Source organism: Lonsdalea quercina (assembly GCF_900107885.1).
GTDB lineage: Bacteria > Pseudomonadota > Gammaproteobacteria > Enterobacterales > Enterobacteriaceae > Lonsdalea > Lonsdalea quercina.
The window spans coordinates 104,513-124,894 of the sequence record NZ_FNQS01000005.1 but is presented as its reverse complement, the minus strand read 5'-3'; the positions used below and the strand labels follow the sequence as shown (position 1 = coordinate 124,894).

Here is a 20,382-nt window from a genome sequence, read left to right as displayed (position 1 = left end):
AAGGCAGGGCGGTTTCCCGCCCTGAATGATTACTGCAGTTTTTCGTAGGGAAATGAGTTTTTGATGTAGCGAGAGTAATAGCTGCCTTTTGAGTTCGAGGCGAGTAGCTCTTCATAGATCATGCGCGCGACGCCTCGATACTGGTACAGGCTTCCATTAAGAAATTCGATTTCGAGAATGCTGGTCTCAGCATCGTAGCCGACGGCAAACAGATCGGCGGATGAAACACGCTTACGTTGCAAATTGGTCACTCCCTGTTAGCTGCGCAGCATTACCGCCTGGAACCGAGGGCGTTCAGCAATGCTGTGACTGTGTGTGTCTTATTTTATCTACGGAACGGGCCTGCAAGGCAGAGCGCTGGGATCCGGAAAATCGGCCTGACGCCGCCAGACCTCAGAACAGCTAAGCCTGTCTGTGCCCGTGCAGGTATTAAACCCCTCTGACCTTATTGCTGCAAGAATTTCCCGTGGAAACGCAGGTGATCTTCGATGAAGCTGGCGATGAAAAAATAGCTGTGATCATAGCCCGGCTGCATGCGCAGCGTCAGCGGCCACTGTCGCTGGCGGGCGATCGCTTCCAGCGCCTGCGGCTGTAGCTGCTCAGGCAGGAACGGGTCGTCCTCGCCCTGATCGATCAGTATCGGCAGCGGATGCTCGCTGGTGGCCAGCAGGTGGCAACTGTCGTAGTCGCGCCACCGCTTTTCGTCCTGACCCAGATAGGCGCTGAAGGCTTTGCGCCCCCAGGGCACCGCGCTGGGGTTGACGATAGGCGCGAAAGCCGACGCCGAACGATAGCGTCCCGGATGGCGCAGCGCGAGCATCAGCGCGCCGTGGCCGCCCATCGAATGACCGCTGATGGACTGACGGTCGCTGACGTTGACATGCTGCTGAATCAGCGCCGGCAGTTCATCACTGAGGTAGTCGAACATCCGGTAGTGCGATGCCCACGGCGCTTCGGTCGCGTTAACGTAAAAACCTGCGCCCTGACCCAAATCGTACCCGCTGTCGTCGGCGACCGCCTCGCCGCGGGGGCTGGTGTCCGGGATGACCAGCGCCAATCCTAGCTCGGCCGCGACGCGCTGCGCTCCGGATTTGACCGCGAAGTTTTCATCGGTGCAGGTCAATCCAGACAGCCAGTACAGCACCGGCGGTGGCGTATTATCCGCCGTCGGCGGCAGATAAAGGCTAAACGTCATCTCGCACTGCAAAACGGCAGAGGTGTGACGGTAACGCTGTTGCCAGCCGCCGAACAGGCGGTGTTGCTCAAGAAGTTCCAGTGGCGCAGTCATGATGGGGCGACCTCAGCTTAATTAAAGTGAATCACGGTACGAATAGACTTACCTTCATGCATCAAGTCGAAGGCGTCGTTGATGTCTTCCAGCTTCATCGTATGAGTGATGAAGTCGGTCAGCGGGAATTCGCCATTCAGATAGCGCTGCACGATATCCGGCAGCTGGCTGCGGCCTTTTACGCCGCCGAAGGCGGAGCCTCGCCATACTCGACCGGTCACTAACTGGAACGGACGGGTTGAGATCTCTTCGCCCGCCCCGGCGACGCCGATGATCACGGATTCACCCCAGCCTTTATGGCAGCACTCCAGCGCCGAACGCATGACATTTACGTTGCCAATGCACTCGAAGGAGTAATCGACGCCGCCGTCGGTCATCTCGACGATGACGTCCTGAATCGGTTTGTCATACTCTTTCGGGTTCACCAGTTCCGTCGCGCCCAGTTTACGCGCCAGCTCGAACTTGCTGGTGTTGATGTCGATGCCAATGATTCGTCCCGCGCCAGCCATTTTCGCCCCGATAATGGCAGAGAGGCCGATGCCGCCCAGACCGAATACCGCCACGGTGTCACCTGGCTGAACTTTCGCCGTATTGGTGACGGCGCCCATGCCGGTCGTGACACCACAACCCAGCAGGCAGACTTCTTCCAGCGGTGCTTCAGGGCTGATTTTCGCCAGCGAAATTTCCGGAACCACGGTGTGTTCGGCGAAGGTCGACGTTCCCATGTAATGGAAAATGGGCTGGCCGTCTTTCGAGAATCGCGTGGTGCCGTCCGGCATTAGGCCCTTGCCCTGCGTCGTGCGAATTGCCTGGCACAGGTTGGTTTTGCCCGAACGACAGAACTTACATTCTCCGCATTCCGGCGTGTAGAGCGGAATGACATGATCGCCGACGGCGACGCTGGTGACGCCTTCGCCGACGGCTTCGACGATCCCTGCGCCCTCGTGACCAAGGATCGCCGGGAACACGCCTTCGGGATCTTTACCGGACAGGGTATAGGCGTCGGTGTGGCAAACGCCGCTGGCGATGATGCGGACCAGGACTTCGCCTTTTTGCGGCGGCATCAAATCGACTTCTTCAATGGACAATGGCTGGTTGGGGCCCCAGGCGACGGCGGCACGGGTTTTAATGGTTTGCATGGTGAATTCCTGTATCAATGACCCGCGGTAATTTCACGGGGTCGTTATGGGTCACGATGAGGTCGCCCAGCGACCTCGCGAAAAGGCTTACTATGAGAATCGTTTAATCATCAGTTTTTTCAAGGCTTCGACGTTGGGACCAAACGCATCCCGACGCCATACCAGTTCGACGGCGATATCGGCGACCGTCTCAGGAAGCAAATGGACCTGAACCTGGCTGCCGCCGGGGATCGCGTTCAATACAGACTGAGGCAGAAATGCCGCTCCGGTCCCGCCGGCGACGCTCGCCACCAGCGTGCTGAGCGAGTTCACTGTGTTCCACGGGCCTGATAGCGTGCTCTGACCGCGGCTCCAGTCGGTGAGACGAGACCGGTAATCGCTGGCATCGGCGGCTTGCAGGATCACTGCGCCGTCCAAATCTTTGGCCTGATTCACCGCCGGGTGTTGGCGAGAGGTAATGAGTACCAGGCGATCGCTCACTATCCGACAGTGGTGTAGCGCTTCGTTATCGATGGGACAACTGACCAGCGCGGCGGCCAGATCGCCGTGACTGACTTCATCCAACAATTGCGATCCGGCGGCGCATTTCAGCGAGATCGCCACCTGTGGGAATCGAGAGTGAAATTGTGCCAATAGCTCGGGCAACCACAGCAGGGCGGCGGGTTCTTCTGTGCCCAACACTAACTGCCCCCCTGGCGCGCCGCTGTGACTCATCGTTAACGCTTCATCGCTCAACGCGAGAATTTTGCGGGCGTACCCAAGAAAATTGTGTCCGGCTGGCGATAGCCGCAGGCGTTGTTTTTCGCGGATGAACAGATCGGTGCCGAGTTCTAACTCCAACTGACGTAACCGCGTTGTCAGATTAGAAGGAACCCGCTGTAGTTGCTCGGCGGCGCGAGCCATGGAGCCGCTATCGGCAACCAGACAAAACATGCGGAGTTGGGTAAGGTCCATATTCTCTATTCGTGAACAAGTCTATCCAATTGGTTTTGATAAACTGAATAGTATAGATTGATTTACATGGTTGCAATGTTTCTTAACTATTTAGGATACATTGCCAAATTCGAGGCGGGAGGCAAAAGGTGAAAAAGATGGCGTCATATCATTACATTTAAATCTATAAATGTGTTAGGGTGGCGAACTTCTTTCAACGATATTGGAAAAAAATGATGTCTGAACATTCACTGTTTACTCCCCTGAACTTGGGTGATCTCACGCTACGCAACCGTATTGCCCTGCCGCCGCTGACCCGCTCCCGCAGCACCCAGCCCGGCGATATCCCCAACGACCTGATGGCAACCTACTACCGCCAGCGCGCCACCGCCGGCTTTATGGTGACGGAAGGCAGCCAGATTGAACCTCAAGGGCAGGGCTATGCCTGGACGCCCGGTATTTACAATGCGGAGCAGGTGGCGGGCTGGCGTAAGGTGACCGACGCGGTGCATGAAGAGGGCGGCGTGATTTTTTGCCAGCTATGGCACGTGGGCCGCGTTTCCCATACGTCGCTACAGCCGGGTGACGCAGCGCCGGTCGCTCCGTCTGCACTGCGGGCCGAAAATGTCAAAGTCTTTATTGAAACCGGGCCGGGCACCGGCACGCTGGCGGATCCCAGTATGCCCCGCGCCCTGTCGACGGATGAAGTCAAGGCGCTAGTGCAGCAGTATCGCAAAGCAGCTGAAAATGCGCGGGACGCGGGCTTCGACGGCGTCGAACTGCATGCCGCCAATGGTTACCTGATCAATCAGTTCATCTCTCACCATACCAACCAGCGTACCGATGAGTACGGCGGCTCGCTGACCAACCGTTTGCGGTTCCTGAAAGAAGTGACCGAAGCCGTCATCGACGTTTTCGGCGCGTCACGGGTCGGCGTGCGTTTTGCGCCGCTGTTCGAAACCACAGATGAAGAGCGCGTGTATCTGGGGCTGGTGGAAAACGATCCGCACCACACCTATGTGTCAGCGGCGGCCATGCTGCAGTCAATGGGGATCGCCTATCTGTCTATCGCCGAAGCCGATTGGGAGAACAATCCCGAGTTGCCGGAAACGTTCCGTCAGGCGCTGCGCGAAACCTTCTTGGGCGTAATCATGTATGCAGGGAAATACACCCAACAAAAAGCGGAACGTATGTTGGCGAAGGGATACGGCGATCTGTTCGGCTTCGGCCGTACCTTTATCGCCAACCCGGATTTGCCGCACCGTATCCGGCATGGATTGGCATTAAATGCCGTCGATGCAGGCACGCTATATGGTGGAACGGATAAAGGTTATATTGACTATCCGTCGAGCTAAGAGTAATTAAGCGGGCGGCATCTGATGAGATGCCGCTGACTATGACAACAAGGTGAACGAATTATGGGCTTAAATGAGGCGCTCAAGGCTTTTTCTCATCCTACGCGCAGAGCTATTCTGGCCTGGCTGAAAGACCCCGATACCGCATTCGCCGATGAGACGCAGCTCTACGACTATCAGCGATATGGCGTATGCGCGAGTCTGATTCAGAAAAAAGCGGGCTTATCGCAGCCAGCCACCTCGCTATGCCTCAAAAGTTTGCAGGAACTGGGCGTGGTTGAAGCCACCAAGGTCGGCATCTGGACCTACTATAAACGTAACGAAGGTCGTATATCCGACATTATGACGGCGTTGATCGCCGATCTGGGCGTGACCATTGCAGACGACGAGCCTACGCGTTAATCCCCTCTATTCCCCCCTTCGTTTTATTTCCGCCATCATAGGACACGGTCTTTATTTCAATGGCCGTGGGTTAAAGATTAAGTCCATGGGTTGGTTCTGGGCACGTTGCGACTTTATTAATAGGGCGAGAACACTAAACACTCCGAAGCGATAAGCTGTAGCGCGTTAATCTTACGAGGATTGATAAAAATACCAGTAACGTGAGTGATTATCTTTACCTATTTCAGCGAATTCTAACTCCGTGGATTTATCTCGTGCGTAATAAGCGCAATGCATAAAATACCGGTCAAATTAATCTAAAGTGGAAATCTATCCTTTTAATTCACCGGTAGTAAGTATTTGTTTTTTCAATAATGAATAAAAATAGTATCAAGACCCCCGTTTCAGCACGAGAATTCTGCAATTGACCTCCACCTTCATATCCTTTTTCATCATTGATAATACTATCAAAAATAATAACTAACCTAATCGCTAGGTCGATATATACTAGCCGCGTCATTTGTTACTTGTATGGTCCATTTAAGGAAAAATGGAACGGCCAGGCGACCTCGCCAGCAAGCGACAACATACAGCACCTGTCATTCCTTTTAATAAAATAACGTTTTACAGATTAATAGCCCGTGTTGTTTATCAGTACGGTCATGAAATCGTTAGTAAAACATACGGAGTTTATTTATGAGCTTTCTGAAGAATGTCACTATCAGGGCTATGATGTTAATCATACTGGGTATATTCCTTGTCCTTTGGGTCGGTGTATCCTTATTTACCGTTTCAGAATTCAATAAAATGGAGTCTCTGCTTGAGGTCAATCAGTCGCAGAAAAAAAGCTATCTGTTACTGGTGAAAGGGGGCGATCACTATTTTCGTGCCGTGACGCGTATGCTGAGAAGCGCTGATTATGTGCAGCTGGGTGATGCGGCAACCGCGAAAACCCTGCTGGATTCAGCCGGCGCTGCCATAAAAAGCACCCAGGGTGCGCTGGACCAGTTCCGCCAAAGCGATCCGCTTGACGTGGACCCCGCGTTGTTTACTCAGACCGCATCTACCTGGTCTTCGCTTATCGAGTCTGGAATTAACCCTATGTTCGCCGCATTGCAGGCTGGCCGTATCGACGAATTCCGGCAGATTTACCGCGTGACGTATCCTTCCCTGAGCGTCAGCTTTGCGGCTAATTCGGATCACTTTGCCGAGGTGTTGCAGGGCAACCGAGCTATCGACGACGTTCATGCGATGACCTCGATGAACAAACGCATACTGATCGTGACGATGGTGCTGGGCCTGATCATTCTGATTACCAGCGACCGTTATCTGGTCAACTATCTGGTGAAACCGATCAATCAGCTGAAGTCGCACCTTGAACGTTTGAGCGAAGGTCAACTGAGCCACCATTTGACTGAGTTTGGCCGCAACTGCGCCGGTCAGCTGTTCCCGCACGTAACCTTTTTGCAAAACAGCCTGCGGTCAACAGTGAGCACTATCCGCGATAGCGCCTTCTCCATTCATCAAGGCTCCAGCGAGATTCGCATGGGCAACAACGATCTGTCCGCGCGTACCGAACAGCAGGCCGCCGCGTTGCAGGAAACGGCGGCCAGCATGGAAGAGCTTAGTTCGACCGTGAAAATGAACGCCGAAAACGTCCATCAGGCCAGCAAATTGGCGCAAGAAGCGTCTATCGTCGCGCGCAAAGGCGGCGAGATCACGGATGAAGTCGTGGGGACGATGGATGACATTACGACCAGTTCCCGGAAGATTGCGGATATCACCAGCGTCATCAACGGCATCGCGTTCCAGACCAATATTTTGGCGTTGAATGCGGCGGTGGAAGCGGCCAGAGCCGGTGAACAAGGGCGTGGTTTCGCCGTAGTAGCGGGGGAAGTCCGCAATCTGGCGCAGCGTAGCGCTCAGGCGGCCAAAGAGATTGAAAGTCTGATCGCCGAATCCGTATCGCGTATCGATATCGGTTCCAGCCAGGTGAAGAAAGCCGGCGAAGCGATGGGCACCATTATTACCTCGATTACCCACGTCAACGACCTGATTGGGGAAATCGCCTCGGCTTCAGATGAGCAGAGCCGCGGTATCGAGCAGGTCGGCACGGCGGTGACGCAAATGGATGGGGTGACTCAGCAAAATGCCGCGCTGGTGCAGGAAGCCACCGCCGCCGCAGGATCTCTGGAGGAACAGGCGCGTCATCTGACCGATGCCGTGGCGGTCTTCAAACTGGATAACGAAGCGCGTCCGGCCTCGGGTCGCGTCCCAAACGGTCAGGCGCTAAAACGCCCAGCGCTGAGCCAAACGCCGGCATTGGTTGCAATACCCGTCGCCAGCAAGACGCAAAACAATCATGACGACTGGGAGCAGTTTTAATTTTGGTTGTTAATCTGTACCGTTAAGCGCACTGGTTTCACCAGTGCGTTTCTTTATTCCTCTCTATCTTTCCGTGCTCGCCATATAACGCTGACGGCAAAAAACCGTACAGCGAAAAATAGTCGTTTTTCGCAGCTCTCATTATCGCTTTGGATAAAAGCGTGGCGATGAATACCCCTTTTTATATCCATGCCTATACTTAGTGCACTAAAACCCGGCAGGTGTCTGAGACGGTTGTCCCATCGCCGTTCACGCCTGGACGTATTTCTCAGATGGGGGTTAAATCAGATAGTTAAGGCATGCAGCAGGGCGGCGCTTGACGTGTCTTAACCGGGTTAATCATCGCGGTACATTCGTTTAACGAAAAGAAAGAATATTGTTCGCGTCAGGGCGCGGACCTATTAAAGACTCTCATGGGGTGGGATATGCATTTTCTGAAAAACATCAGCATACATGCGATGGTATTAGCCATTGTGGGCACACTGATCGTGATATGGGGTATCGCGTCTGGATTTAGTATTTATTCTCTGAATCAAGCGACGAATTTACTGACGCAGGGCGAGGAGCAGAAAAAAGATTACTCCTTTTTAATTTACGGCAATGACCAATATTTTCGCGCCGTGATCCGTTTGGAACGCGCGATGGATTATATGCAGGATAACGATCAGGTTAACGCTAAAAAAACGATGGATATGGCGCAGGCCGCTATTCAGAATACGAAAACAGCGCTTGAGAACTTCAAAAATTCCCAACACCTCGGGATTGAACCCACCACGTCAAGCGGAGTTTACACCACCTGGGAAAAGGTGATCACGGATGCGGTAGACCCCATGAATGCCGCACTTCAGCGCAACGATATCTCAAGTTTCCGCACGCTGTTCCGCGAAGTGTTTCCGCCGATGGCTTGGACGTTCAGCGATGAGCTGAAAAAATACAGCGACGAGATGTCGGCCTCCAAAATCATTCCTTCCATCAATGAACATAACGTTCGCAACCGCAATACGATTATCATCGTGCTGCTGGCCGGGATCATGGTGCTGATCTTTACCGAATATTATCTGCGCAACTATCTGGTCAAGCCGATTGAGGTGATCAAATCGCATCTGGCGCAGCTGACGGCAGGGCGTCTGGGTTGCGAACTGATTGAGTTCGGACGCAACTGCGCCGGTCGGTTAATCCCGGACATCAAACTTTTGCAATCGCGACTGCGCGATACTGTGACCGCTATTCGCGATACCACCCGTTCCATTGACCATGGAACATCGGAAATCAGAGTGGGTAGCGACGACTTGTCTCGGCGTACAGAACAACAGGCGGCGGCGTTGCAGGAGACGGCGGCCAGCATGGAACAGCTAAGCTCGACCGTAAAACACAATGCGGAGAATGTGCATCAAGCGCGTCTTCTGGCGCAGGACGCCGCAGGCGTGGCCAAGAAAGGGGGCGAAATCAGCAGCAACGTTGCCAAGACGATGGCGAAAATCACCTCCAGCTCCAGTAAAATTTCAGACATTACCAACGTGATTAACGGCATTGCGTTCCAGACCAACATTCTGGCGTTGAATGCGGCGGTGGAAGCCGCGCGCGGCGGCGAGCAGGGACGGGGATTCGCCGTCGTGGCGAGTGAGGTTCGCAGTCTCGCGCAGCGCAGCGCCCAGGCCGCGAAGGAGATCGCGGAGTTAATCGCAGAGTCGGAAGTGAATGTGCAGGTGGGGGACAAGCAGGTGCAGCAGTCTGCCGAGGCGATGCAAACCATCATCACGGCGATTGCCCACGTCAGCGATCTGATCGGCGAAATCAATGCCGCCACCGACGAGCAAACTCAGGGGATTACTCAGGTCGGCCAGGCCGTACATGAACTGGACGGCGTGACGCAACAAAATGCCGCGCTGGTGCAAGAGTCGACCGCGGCCGTCACGCAGTTGGATCAGCAGTCGCACGATCTGGCGAAGGTGGTCGATCTCTTCCAGTTAGAAGATGACGATTGTCCTAATTCGACAACCCGCATCCCGACGGTAAAATCGACACCAACATCAGCGGTGAAACTTCTGACCGCGACGCGAACGAACAGCGATGACGGCTGGGAAAAATTCTAAACATCGCGCACCCGGTTATTCGGCTATTTACAACGAGCCGGATAACCGTTGTTCCCCTGTTGGCGGTCGTCACCCTTCATTGCTTGCAGCAATTTCATCAATCACGATACACAATCACTGGATCATCGCCTAACTCTCCATTAGGCTGTGTCCCTCGTTAAATTGCGCGCTTTCGCGCAGGGTGCATCCGTCAGTGGCACTGTATTGATCGTGTGTGCAGTCGTCAATTCCACGGCCTGTTGCGGGCAACGCCTGAAGACGGTATGGCGCCGCATAAAGTCACACCTGCTGGAGAACGATAATGTCATCACCTTTGACCCAAGAAGCCGCCCTGGTACATGAAGCGCTGTTGGCGCGCGGACTGGAAACGCCGCTGCGCGGGGAAATGCTGGACCGGGAAACCCGGAAAAGCCGCATCGCGGAACACATGACGGAAATCATGAATCTGCTCAGTCTGGATTTGACGGACGACAGCCTGACAGAAACGCCGCACCGTATCGCCAAGATGTATGTCGAAGAGATTTTCGCTGGTCTGGATTACACCAACTTCCCCAAAATCACCATCATTCAAAACAAGATGAAAGTGGATGAGATGGTGACGGTGCGCGATATCACGCTGACCAGCACCTGCGAGCATCACTTTGTGACCATCGACGGCAAAGCGACAGTCGCCTATATCCCTAAAGATGGCGTCATCGGCCTGTCCAAGATCAACCGCATCGTGCAATTTTTCGCTCAGCGTCCGCAGGTACAGGAGCGTCTGACCCAGCAAATTTTGATCGCGCTGCAAACACTGTTAGGCACCAATAACGTCGCCGTTTCTATCGATGCTGTGCATTACTGCGTCAAAGCGCGCGGTATCCGCGACGCCACCAGCGCCACTACCACCACGTCGCTGGGCGGTCTGTTCAAGTCCAGCCAAAATACGCGTCAGGAGTTCCTGCGCGCGGTGCGCCATCACAACTAATGGTTCGCAGAAAAACTCACCGGCGTCTGTGCAAAGACGCCGGTTGTTTTGCATCCCTCACACCGCTCTTTTCCCTTCGTTTGCGCTATCCCTTTGCCCCTGGTGGTAAAACCGTAGGTTTTTAGGCTATCAGTCATTACAATTTATGAACCGAACAATCCCTAGATTTACTTAGACTGCGAGCTACCTTTACGCCTATGGTCACTCCATCCCGAGTACAACAACCCCGCATCGCCACGTTGGATTTTGTCCGCGGCGTGGCGTTGCTTGGCATTCTGCTGATGAACGTTTCCGCCTTTGGTTTGCCCGAAGCCGCCTACCTCAATCCCGCCTATAATGGTCTGCCCTCTGTGCGCGATGCCTGGACCTGGGCGATCATGGATATTTTTGTGCAGGGGAAATTTCTGACTATGTTTGCCTTGCTGTTCGGCGCAAGCTTACAACTGTTACAGCCGAGAGGGCGGAGCTGGATCCACGCACGACTGTTCTGGTTGATGATCTTCGGCCTGATTCACAGCCTTTTCTTCTGGGATGGCGACATTCTGCTGGATTACGGGCTAATTGGTCTGGTGTGTTGCGGCATGCTGCGGATGGCTGACAGCCCCAGCATGTTGCTGCGCGCAGGGACGATCATGTATCTGGCGGGCATCGCCATACTGGTGGTGTTGAGCCAACTACTGAGCCAAACCGGCGGCCGATTTTGGCAACCGGGTCCCGCCGATCTCGCCTATGAGGCGCACTGGTTGGTGACCGGCGGCCCGGAAGCCTGGAGCAATCGCCTCTCAATGCTAAGCCAAAGCCTGTTGTCGATGGGCGTGCAGTACGGTTGGCTGCTTTGTGGGGCGATGCTGCTTGGCGGCGCGCTAATGCGCAGCGGGTGGCTGAAGGGCGAATTCAGCCTGAGCCACTATCGTAAAGTCGCGTTGGTGTTGCTGGTCCCCGCGCTGATCATCGACAGTGCGGGCGTGGCGGCGCAGTGGCATCTGAACTGGGAGTATCGCTGGTGCGGACTGTTGTTGCAGATCCCCGGCGAACTGAGCGCGCCGCTGCAAGCCATCGGCTATCTGGCGCTGTGCTATGGTTACTGGCCGACGCTGCGGCACTGGCGTTTGACGAAGTGGATTAGCGATATCGGGCGGATGGCGCTAAGCAGCTATCTGCTGCAAACGCTGATCTGCACCACGCTGTTCTACAGGCTGGGCTGGTTCATGAAGCTCGACCGGCTGGCGCTGTTGGCGTTGGTGCCGCCGATATGGCTCGTCAATCTGCTGTTCGCGCATTACTGGCTGCGGGTCTTCCGGCAGGGGCCGATGGAGTGGTTGTGGCGTCGTCTGACGCGGTTTGTCGCGGGCAAGCCCGATGTCGCCATCAGCGAATAAATCCGGTCTGCTCAAGGATGGAATGCGTCGGCGGACTTCTTGCCGATCGCTTCCGTCGGGGAGGCCGGCAGATACTCGGGCGGCACGGCCGGATAACCTGGCTCATCGGCGGAAATCGTATGAGGGGCGGGGATCGGGATCATCGGACCGAGAAACCGTGGTTCGCGCTTCAAAATATACAGATCGAACAACGTGCCCAGACGGGCGCCGAACTCCCGAATCCTTACCATCCAAATATCCTTAGGCGACGGCACCGCATAACACTGGGCCTGAATACCCAGATGCAGCGCAATAAACAACGCGCGTTCACAGTGGAAGCGCTGGGTGATGATGGTGAAGTCATTGGTGTCGAATACTTTGCGGGTGCGAACAATCGAGTCTAGCGTGCGGAAACCCGCGTAGTCGAGCACGATATCCATCGGCGCTACGCCTGCGGAAATGAGATCCCGCCGCATTGTCATCGGCTCGTTATAGCTATGCTGCGCGTTGTCGCCGCTGAGGAGCAGATAACTGACTTTCCCGCTGTTATAGGCGTTAAGCGCGCCCTGAATGCGGAACAGATAATATTGGTTAACGCCGCCTGCGCGGTAGTATTTTGCCGTCCCCAGCACGACGCCGACGGGGCGGGCGGGAAGGTCTTTCAGGTCGTCGAAAATGTAGGGGGCCGTGCGCCAGCTGATGCAGCGATCAAGCAGAAATGCGCCTCCTGCCAGCACCAGGATGCTGGTGAAAAGACCAAATGTCAGGCGTTTCCACATGCGTCTGCCTTACTCAGCACGAATCAAATCATGCGGCAAGGCTACTTTACCTGCCTGGCTCGCGCAAGGCGAAGCGTCCCGGCGGAACGCTTAATGATGAATTTTAGTGCAAGGGATCAATCAAAAGGACAATAACACCGGGGACGGGAGGAACAGTCTTCCCCGGTGCGGCCTTATCAGACCCGGCTGCCCCACAAGTCATATTCGTCTGCGTGTTCAATTTTCACCGTGACGATATCGCCCGGCTTGAGGCGAGTTTCGCCATTCAGATAGACCGCGCCGTCGATTTCCGGGGCGTCGGCCATGCTGCGGCCGATGGCGCCTTCTTCATCCACTTCGTCGATTAATACCGGCAGCGCCAACCCGATTTTCGCCTGTAGTCGCTGTGCGGAAATCTGCTGCTGCAACTGCATGAAGCGGTGGTAGCGCTCCTCTTTAATCTCTTCCGGTACGGGGTCGGGCAGCGTATTGGCGGTGGCGCCTTCCACCGGACTGAACTTGAAGCAGCCCACGCGATCCAGCTGCGCTTCTTTCAGGAAATCCAGCAGCATCTGAAAATCCTCTTCCGTTTCGCCGGGAAAACCGACGATGAAGGTTGAGCGCAGCGTCAGCGCCGGGCAGAGTTCGCGCCAGCGTTTGATGCGTTCCAGCGTGCGCTCGACCGCGCCGGGGCGCTTCATCAGCTTGAGGACCTTCGGACTGGCGTGCTGAAGCGGAATATCCAGATACGGCAGAATTTTGCCTTCCGCCATCAACGGGATGACCTCGTCGACATGTGGGTAGGGGTAGACGTAGTGCAGGCGGACCCAGATCCCCAGCGTCGCCAGCTGCTCGCACAGGCTGACCATGCTGGACTTGACCGGCTGACCATTCCAGAAACCGGTGCGGTGTTTGATGTCGGTGCCGTAGGCGGAGGTATCCTGCGAAATGACCAGCAGTTCTTTCACGCCGGCGTCGGCCAGACGCTTGGCTTCATCCAGTACGGAACCGACCGGACGGCTATCCAGTTTTCCGCGCATTGAGGGGATGATGCAGAAGGTGCAGCGATGATCGCAGCCTTCTGAGATCTTAAGGTAGGCATAGTGACGCGGCGTCAGCTTCACGCCGGATTCGGGCACCAGGCTGGTGAATGGGTTGTGTTCCGGCTGTGGAACATAATGATGGACGTGCGATAGCACCTGCTCGTAGCTGTGCGGCCCGCTGATCTCCAGCACGTTGGGATGCACTTCGCGGATTTGATTTTCTTTGGCGCCGAGACAGCCGGTGACGATGACTTTACCGTTTTCATTGAGCGCTTCGCCGATGGTTTCCAGCGACTCCTGAACGGCGCTGTCAATGAAGCCGCAGGTGTTGACGATCACCAGATCGGCGTCGTGATAGCTCGGTACGACCTGATACCCTTCGGTGCGCAGCTCCGTGAGAATGCGTTCGGAGTCCACCAGGTTTTTGGGGCAGCCCAGGCTGACAAAACCAATTTTATTGCCCTGCGGCTTGTCGCCGCCATTCTTTTGCCGGGCCAGCGTTTTCTCCGGGGCCGCCAGCGTGGTGGTCTGCGAAGGATCGAAGGTGTTAACAGTCATAGCGTCTCATACATCGGGTTGTACGGGAAAAGTCGGCGGATTATACCTGAATCAACGGCAGGAAACAGATCCGGCCGCCAATCTTGACGGCGGATCGGGGCGTTTAGCTGAGGGGGATCATGACTTTGCTTTTGAACGCCGGACGCGTCGTCAATTGCTGGTACCAGCGCTCCAGATGGGGACGAGGCTGGCGTGTGATGGGCATGCCGAACCAGCCGTAGGCGATGCAGCCCAGCGGGATATCGCCGACGCCGAAGTGCTCTCCGGATAACCAGGGCTGAGTCGCCAGTGCGCTATCGGCAATGCTCAGCAGCGATTCGCAACGGTCAATATGGGCTTCCACGGCGGCCTTATCGCGCTGGGCGGGAGGCGTGCGGATCATATTGATGAAGACAGGGCCAAAAAACGCCGCAAAAGAAAGCGCCCAGTCCATCCATTTTTCCGCTTCCGCGCGCGCTTTCGGGTCGGCCAGATAGAGAGAACCTTGTCCATACTGTGCCGCCAGATAACGCACGATGCTGTTGGACTCCCACAGCACCAGCTCATCGTCCCGCAGGCAGGGGATCAGTCCGTTGGGATTCAGCGCCAGATAGTCGGGATCGTGATTACCCCCGAAAGTCCCACCCAGCGGAATGTGCTGGTATGTCAGTCCCAGCTCCTCCGCGCACCAAAGTACCTTCTTCACGTTCGTCGAGTTCTCGCGTCCCCACAGGGTTAGCATTGTGTTTATCCTTCTGTTACGTTTTGACCATCAAGGTCGATGAGACCAGGTGGCCAAGCGCCAAAAACAGGTCCCTCGTTATGCCGGTATAATCATAGGGTTTTTTATTATTTATTTATTACGCTGATTCCCCTAATAATCATGATAACCAATGACAACAATGACTCAGACAGGAAGGGTATTATGACATTTTCGCATGCTATGCGAGCGACGTTTGCCGCCGCGCTGTTGGCCTCGGGTATTCACGGCGCTTTCGCTCAGAGTGACGCACACACCATCGTATTCGGCGTCGCGCCTGGCCCCTACGGCGATATGGTTAAACAGGCCATCAAACCGGAGCTGACGCAGAAAGGCTACAAAGTCGTGGTGCGTGAATTCAGCGACTACGTGCAGCCGAACCTCGCGTTGTCGAACGGCAGCATCGACGCCAACCTGTTTCAGCATACTCTTTATCTGGACAAGTTCGCGGCGGATAAAGGTCTGAAACTGACCCGACTGATCGCGGTGCCGACCGCCAGCATGGGTTTCTATTCGCGCAAAATCACCTCGTTGGATCAACTGAAGAAAGGCGACATCGTGACGTTATCCAACGATCCCACCAACCTGGCCCGAGGCCTGCGTTTCCTACAGTCGCTGGGGCTGATTACCATCAAGCCGGACATCGATCCGACCAAAGCGTCGGAAAAAGATATCGTGGGCAACCCGCGAGGGCTGGTGTTCAAACCGCTTGAAGCCGCTCAGCTGCCCCGCACGCTGGATAGCGTGACGGCCTCGTTGATCAACGGTAACTTCGCCATTTCCGCCGGACTGAAACTCTCTTCTGCGCTGAAGCAGGAGACGCTGGATGAAAACCTCAAGAACGTGATTGCCGTTCGGACGGCGGACGTGGATAAACCGTTCGTGAAGGACATCAAAGCCGCCGTCGAGTCGCCGGCCTATGCGGCGGTTATCGATAACCCGGCGACGATGTTCAGTCAGTTCCAGAAACCGGAATGGATGCACGCGCAGACGCCTGCGCCGACGGCCGCCCCATAACGGTCCGGCTGCGTGACCTTTTATAGAGCCGGTCAGTGACCGGCTTTCTGTTGTTCCGTTATTCGGTTGGGAGCGCGCGAACCATGATTCGCATAGACAACGTCAGCGTTGACTTTCCTCATGGAAAACAACGAGAAACGAAAGCAGTGGATAATGTTTCATTGCATATCCGCCGGGGCGATGTGTATGGCATCGTCGGGGCGAGTGGGGCCGGGAAAAGTACTTTGCTGCGCACCGTCAACCTGTTGCAGCGCCCGACCTCGGGCCATGTCAGCGTGAACGGCGTGCGCATCAGCGACCTTCGCGGCGCCAGACTGCGGCACTGTCGCCAAAAAGTCGGCATGATTTTTCAGCACTTCAATTTAATGCAGACGCGCACCGTCGCGCAAAACGTTGCGTTCAGCCTGAAGTCAGCGGGTAAGTCCCGGGCGGAGATAGAGCGGCGGGTGCCGGAGATTCTGGCGTTGGTCGGGCTGGCGGATAAGGCTCAAGCCTACCCCGCGCAGCTCAGCGGCGGGCAGAAGCAGCGGGTCGGCATCGCGCGGGCCATCGCCAACCATCCGGAAGTGCTGTTGTGTGATGAGCCGACCTCGGCGTTGGATCTGGAAACCTCTGCCGCGATCCTCGCGTTGCTGAAAGAGATCAATCTGAAGCTCGGTATCACCATCGTGCTGATCTCTCATGAAATGAGCGTCATTAAGACGATCTGTAATCGCGTAGCGGTGATGACCGGCGGGCGCGTGGTGGAAGAGGGTGAAGTGTTCGATATTTTCGCGACGCCGCAGCATGATTTCACTCGCCAGCTGGTGTCGCATACGCTGAATCTGGAGCTGCCTACCCGGCTGAAAGAGGAGTTGCGGGGGACGCTGCTGAAGATCCTGTTTGTCGGCGATTCCGCCGAACAGCCGGTCCTGTCGGATGTCGCGACGCGCTTCGGCGTGTCCGTGAATATTCTGCACGGCAAAATCGAGTATATCGGCAATCGGGCGCTGGGGATTTTGGTGGCGTTACTGACGCACGCGACGGACCCGTTGCAGGTGACGGCCGCGGTTGAGTATATCCGCCATAAAACCGCTAACGTGGAGGTGCTGCATGGATGAATTGTGGGGTGATTTGATCGCCGCTTTCAGTGAAACATTCCAGATGGTGGGTATTTCTACCTTCTTCGCCGTAATCGGCGGCTTGCCGCTTGGGCTGTTGATCTACGTCACCGATCGACATCTTTTCTGGGAGAACCGCTTTTTCTATCTGCTCAGCACCGTGCTGGTGAATATCATCCGTTCTATCCCCTTCGTCATTTTGCTGGTGCTGCTGCTGCCGTTGACGCAGATCCTGCTCGGCAACACCATCGGCCCTATTGCGGCCTCGGTGCCGATGTCCGTCGCCGCTATCGCTTTTTATGCGCGGCTGGTGGACAGCGCGCTGCGGGAAGTCGATCCGGGGATCGTAGAAGCCGCTGAGGCGTTCGGCGCCAGTCCGATGCGTATCATCGGCACGGTGTTGCTGCCGGAGGCACGATCCGGACTGCTGCGCGGCCTGACGATTACGCTGGTCAGCCTGATCGGCTACTCGGCGATGGCGGGTATCGTCGGTGGCGGCGGAGTGGGGGATCTGGCGATCCGCTTCGGCTACTATCGCTATGAAACTCAGGTCATGATCGTGACGGTCATCGCGCTGGTGATTCTGGTGCAGATTGTACAAACGCTAGGCGACTGGCTGGCGAAACGCGCCGATAAACGCGAACGCCGCTGATCGCCTTCAAGCGCTTTTCTCACTGCCCGAGGGCGGCGGTGGGAAAAGCGTGACGAGTGGCTTCCCGCTTTTTCCACTGACACCCTCGCTGTTTCATCGCATCCACGCTCTTATCAAGGTTTGAGTAACTTTACACACTGAGACGTTTTATTACGGCACATGAACGGCTAATTTTGAGTGTGTCAGAATATGTCTGCATAGAGTTTCTCTCCGTCATTAACGACGTAAGGACAGAGCGGTTAAACGATGAAAATAATGAAGCGTTTTCCCCACTTACAGGCTGGTGTCGCCAGCCTGCTCTTCGTAACGGTATCCTCCGCCGCTGCGGAACAAGCGCCGCCCCCGCCTCAGATTGAGGCAAAAGCCTATATCCTTATGGACTTCAATAGCGGCCAGGTGCTGGCCGAATCCCAGGCGGATGAACGGCTCGACCCCGCTAGTCTGACCAAGATCATGGCCAGCTACGTGATCGGGCAGGCGGTAAAAGCCGGTAAAATCAACCCGACCGATGTGGTGACCGTCGGAAAAGATGCCTGGGCAACCGGTAATCCGGCGCTGCGCGGTTCCTCGTTGATGTTCCTGAAACCCGGCGACCAGATTGCGGTGTCAGAACTGAACAAAGGCATCGTCATTCAGTCCGGCAACGATGCCAGCATCGCGCTGGCGGACTACGTGGCGGGCAGTCAGGACGCATTTGTCGGACTGATGAATCAGTACGTCAAAGTGTTGGGGTTGACCAATACGCATTTTCTGACGGTTCATGGGCTGGATGCCGAAGGACAGTACAGCACCGCGCGCGATATGGCACTTCTTAGCCGGGCGCTAATCCGCGATGTGCCTGAGGAGTATGCATTGCATAAAGAGAAGTCTTTCACCTTTAACAATATTCGTCAGATGAACCGCAATCGTCTGCTGTGGAGCAGCAACCTGGCCGTGGACGGGGTGAAGACTGGGCATACCAGCGGCGCAGGCCATAATCTGGTGGCTTCCGCTACGCAAGGAGAGATGCGCCTGATTTCTGTGGTGCTGGGCGCGCCGACCGATGCTATACGTTTTCGCGAAAGTGAAAAGCTGCTGACCTGGGGATTTCGATTCTACGATACGGTCACGCCCGTACGCAGCGATACGGTGCTGACGACGCAACGCGTGTGGTTCGGCGAGAGTGCGCAGGCGCGTTTAAGCGTGGCTGAAGACGCCGCGCTAAGTATACCCAAAGGGCAGGGAAGAAATCTGCGGGCCAGCTATACGATCAGCTCGCCACCGCTGACGGCGCCGCTGAAAAAAGGGCAGGCCGTCGGGACGGTGGATTTTCAGATTGAGGGTAAATCTATCGCTCAGCGTCCGCTGGTGACGATGGACGACGTTCCGGAAGCCGGGTTCTTTAGCCGCATGTGGGATGCGGTGCTGATGAAGCTGAATCAGTGGTTTGGCGGTCTGTTGGGGTAAGCAACTGACCTGGCGTCTTCGGTGGCGGGGTGAGCAATTGAATGCCCTGTTCGGCGCAGTAGCCGGTGTAGTCGGCGGCCGGTAAACGATCGCTGACCAGTGCATCGAAGAGCGTCAGTTCGCCGATGCGGGCCGGACTGCGTTTTTCGAACTTGCTGTTGTCGACAACCAGAACATTACGTTGACTCGCCGATAACGCGCGGTGTTTTATCGCCAGTTCGGCGACATCAAGACAGGTGGCGCCCACTTTGAGATCGACTCCTTCCGCAGAAATAAACGCGACATGCGGGCAGAGATGGTCCATATCGTGCTGGTGGCCGATAGGGGTAAACAGGGCTTTGCTCGCGTTGAACACTCCGCCTAGCAAAATCGCCTGACACAAGGGCTTGGTTTGTAGCGCCATAAAGGTATTGAGCGAGTAACAGACGCCAGTAAAGCAGATATCGTCCGGGATCGCTTCGATGATGAAGCTGGTCGTGGTGCCGCAGTCGAAAAAGACGATATCGTTGGCTTCAACCAACTGTGCCGCTCGCTCGCCGGTCTGGCGCTTCTCTTCCACCTGACACTGTTCCCGATCGGCAATGAGATAACCGCCGACGTTGTGGCTTCTGGGATCGCTGACCACATAGCCGCCCAGCAACATCACGCTGGTCTTTTCACTGTTCAGGTCGCGTCTCACGGTCATCTCAGAAACGCCCAGCAACAGCGCCGCCTCTTTGAGGTGCATTTTGTCGGTTTTCTTTAAAGCTCGTGCCAGTGTATTCAGCCGTTCGATGCGGCGCATTACCATGATGGTCCCCAGTAAATAATGTCAATAATGTGCTATGCGGAAGGCATCCGTCTCCGTGTTAACGATGCCCTCATCGACAGCAATAGGCTGTTGCCAACGCGAGGTTGCCCAAGTTCAGAGGTCTAAAGGGTGGCGCACAGCGTGTTCTGTGTGCCGTGCCAGGGTGCGGACAACCGCAGCCTGAAGCAGCAGGAACAGCCATGTTCATGCGGGAAATAGCCTGAGCCGGTGAGTCGGCAGACGGGACAGTAATATAGCGGTTTAGCTAACGGTGGTGCAAACAGACGGTAAGAAACTAATAAAACATGCATTCAAATAAGCATAACTAATTACAATTCAAGGTAATTAGCTTCCTATTTAAGTTATGCGTTCGCAAATTA

Annotated in this window: 18 protein-coding genes; 10 read left to right on the top strand and 8 right to left on the bottom strand. The window is 55.5% G+C overall.

Annotated elements, in window-relative coordinates; genetic code table 11:
* Positions 1-29: 29 nt before the first annotated feature.
* From BLU64_RS08775 to BLU64_RS08760, 4 genes are all read right to left on the bottom strand, one after another.
* Entirely contained in the window at positions 30-242 is a 213-nt protein-coding gene (locus tag BLU64_RS08775) for a KTSC domain-containing protein (RefSeq protein WP_026743407.1), read from the bottom strand.
* Positions 243-445: 203 nt separating this feature from the next.
* Complete coding sequence (gene fghA / locus BLU64_RS08770; RefSeq protein WP_026743408.1) at positions 446-1,288, bottom strand: S-formylglutathione hydrolase; 843 nt, start codon at positions 1,286-1,288, stop codon at positions 446-448.
* A gap of 17 nt (positions 1,289-1,305) precedes the next feature.
* A complete protein-coding gene (locus BLU64_RS08765; protein WP_026743409.1) occupies positions 1,306-2,427 on the bottom strand; it encodes an S-(hydroxymethyl)glutathione dehydrogenase/class III alcohol dehydrogenase in 1,122 nt (373 codons plus the stop codon).
* Between the two features lie 90 nt (positions 2,428-2,517).
* Entirely contained in the window at positions 2,518-3,381 is an 864-nt protein-coding gene (locus BLU64_RS08760; protein ID WP_026743410.1) for a LysR family transcriptional regulator, read from the bottom strand.
* Between the two features lie 215 nt (positions 3,382-3,596).
* On the opposite strand from BLU64_RS08760, the gene BLU64_RS08755 reads away from it, so the two are divergent.
* The 6 genes from BLU64_RS08755 to yeiB all read left to right on the top strand — a co-directional run bounded on the left by BLU64_RS08755 (position 3,597) and on the right by yeiB (position 11,920).
* A complete protein-coding gene (locus tag BLU64_RS08755; protein ID WP_026743411.1) occupies positions 3,597-4,715 on the top strand; it encodes an alkene reductase in 1,119 nt (372 codons plus the stop codon).
* Between the two features lie 63 nt (positions 4,716-4,778).
* Positions 4,779-5,117, top strand: a complete 339-nt coding sequence (locus BLU64_RS08750; RefSeq protein WP_026743412.1) for an ArsR/SmtB family transcription factor — start codon at positions 4,779-4,781, stop codon at positions 5,115-5,117.
* Positions 5,118-5,792: 675 nt separating this feature from the next.
* The gene (locus BLU64_RS08745; RefSeq protein ID WP_074728413.1) at positions 5,793-7,481 is read left to right on the top strand and encodes a methyl-accepting chemotaxis protein; all 1,689 of its coding nucleotides are present in this window, start codon (positions 5,793-5,795) and stop codon (positions 7,479-7,481) included.
* Between the two features lie 425 nt (positions 7,482-7,906).
* The gene (locus tag BLU64_RS08740; protein WP_074728412.1) at positions 7,907-9,574 is read left to right on the top strand and encodes a methyl-accepting chemotaxis protein; all 1,668 of its coding nucleotides are present in this window, start codon (positions 7,907-7,909) and stop codon (positions 9,572-9,574) included.
* A gap of 301 nt (positions 9,575-9,875) precedes the next feature.
* On the top strand, positions 9,876-10,541 hold the full coding sequence (folE, locus tag BLU64_RS08735; protein ID WP_074728410.1) for a GTP cyclohydrolase I FolE: 666 nt from the start codon (positions 9,876-9,878) through the stop codon (positions 10,539-10,541).
* 197 nt (positions 10,542-10,738) lie between these two features.
* Complete coding sequence (gene yeiB, locus BLU64_RS08730; protein WP_074728408.1) at positions 10,739-11,920, top strand: DUF418 domain-containing protein YeiB; 1,182 nt, start codon at positions 10,739-10,741, stop codon at positions 11,918-11,920.
* Between the two features lie 11 nt (positions 11,921-11,931).
* Here yeiB and sanA read toward each other — a convergent pair whose 3' ends face one another.
* The 3 genes from sanA to BLU64_RS08715 all read right to left on the bottom strand — a co-directional run bounded on the left by sanA (position 11,932) and on the right by BLU64_RS08715 (position 14,979).
* Positions 11,932-12,678, bottom strand: a complete 747-nt coding sequence (sanA, locus tag BLU64_RS08725; protein WP_051625559.1) for an outer membrane permeability protein SanA — start codon at positions 12,676-12,678, stop codon at positions 11,932-11,934.
* 176 nt (positions 12,679-12,854) lie between these two features.
* Positions 12,855-14,258 (bottom strand): 30S ribosomal protein S12 methylthiotransferase RimO, encoded by a 1,404-nt coding sequence (rimO, locus tag BLU64_RS08720; RefSeq protein ID WP_235195110.1) that lies wholly within the window; start codon positions 14,256-14,258, stop codon positions 12,855-12,857.
* 103 nt (positions 14,259-14,361) lie between these two features.
* Positions 14,362-14,979 (bottom strand): glutathione S-transferase family protein, encoded by a 618-nt coding sequence (locus tag BLU64_RS08715; protein WP_026743418.1) that lies wholly within the window; start codon positions 14,977-14,979, stop codon positions 14,362-14,364.
* A gap of 183 nt (positions 14,980-15,162) precedes the next feature.
* On the opposite strand from BLU64_RS08715, the gene BLU64_RS08710 reads away from it, so the two are divergent.
* The 4 genes from BLU64_RS08710 (at position 15,163) to BLU64_RS08695 (ending at position 19,212) form a co-directional block, all read left to right on the top strand.
* The gene (locus tag BLU64_RS08710; protein ID WP_026743419.1) at positions 15,163-16,014 is read left to right on the top strand and encodes a MetQ/NlpA family ABC transporter substrate-binding protein; all 852 of its coding nucleotides are present in this window, start codon (positions 15,163-15,165) and stop codon (positions 16,012-16,014) included.
* A gap of 83 nt (positions 16,015-16,097) precedes the next feature.
* Complete coding sequence (locus BLU64_RS08705; RefSeq protein ID WP_026743420.1) at positions 16,098-17,114, top strand: methionine ABC transporter ATP-binding protein; 1,017 nt, start codon at positions 16,098-16,100, stop codon at positions 17,112-17,114.
* Positions 17,107-17,766 carry a methionine ABC transporter permease gene (locus BLU64_RS08700; RefSeq protein WP_026743421.1) on the top strand — a complete coding sequence of 220 codons (660 nt, stop codon included), beginning with the start codon at positions 17,107-17,109 and terminating at the stop codon, positions 17,764-17,766. The genes BLU64_RS08705 and BLU64_RS08700 overlap by 8 nt, the downstream gene beginning before the upstream one ends.
* A 255-nt stretch (positions 17,767-18,021) precedes the next feature.
* The gene (locus tag BLU64_RS08695; protein ID WP_026743422.1) at positions 18,022-19,212 is read left to right on the top strand and encodes a serine hydrolase; all 1,191 of its coding nucleotides are present in this window, start codon (positions 18,022-18,024) and stop codon (positions 19,210-19,212) included.
* On the opposite strand, the gene deoR is transcribed toward BLU64_RS08695, so the two are convergent.
* Positions 19,148-20,002 (bottom strand): DNA-binding transcriptional repressor DeoR, encoded by an 855-nt coding sequence (deoR, locus tag BLU64_RS08690; protein WP_071999793.1) that lies wholly within the window; start codon positions 20,000-20,002, stop codon positions 19,148-19,150. The genes BLU64_RS08695 and deoR overlap by 65 nt on opposite strands.
* Positions 20,003-20,382 lie beyond the last annotated feature (380 nt).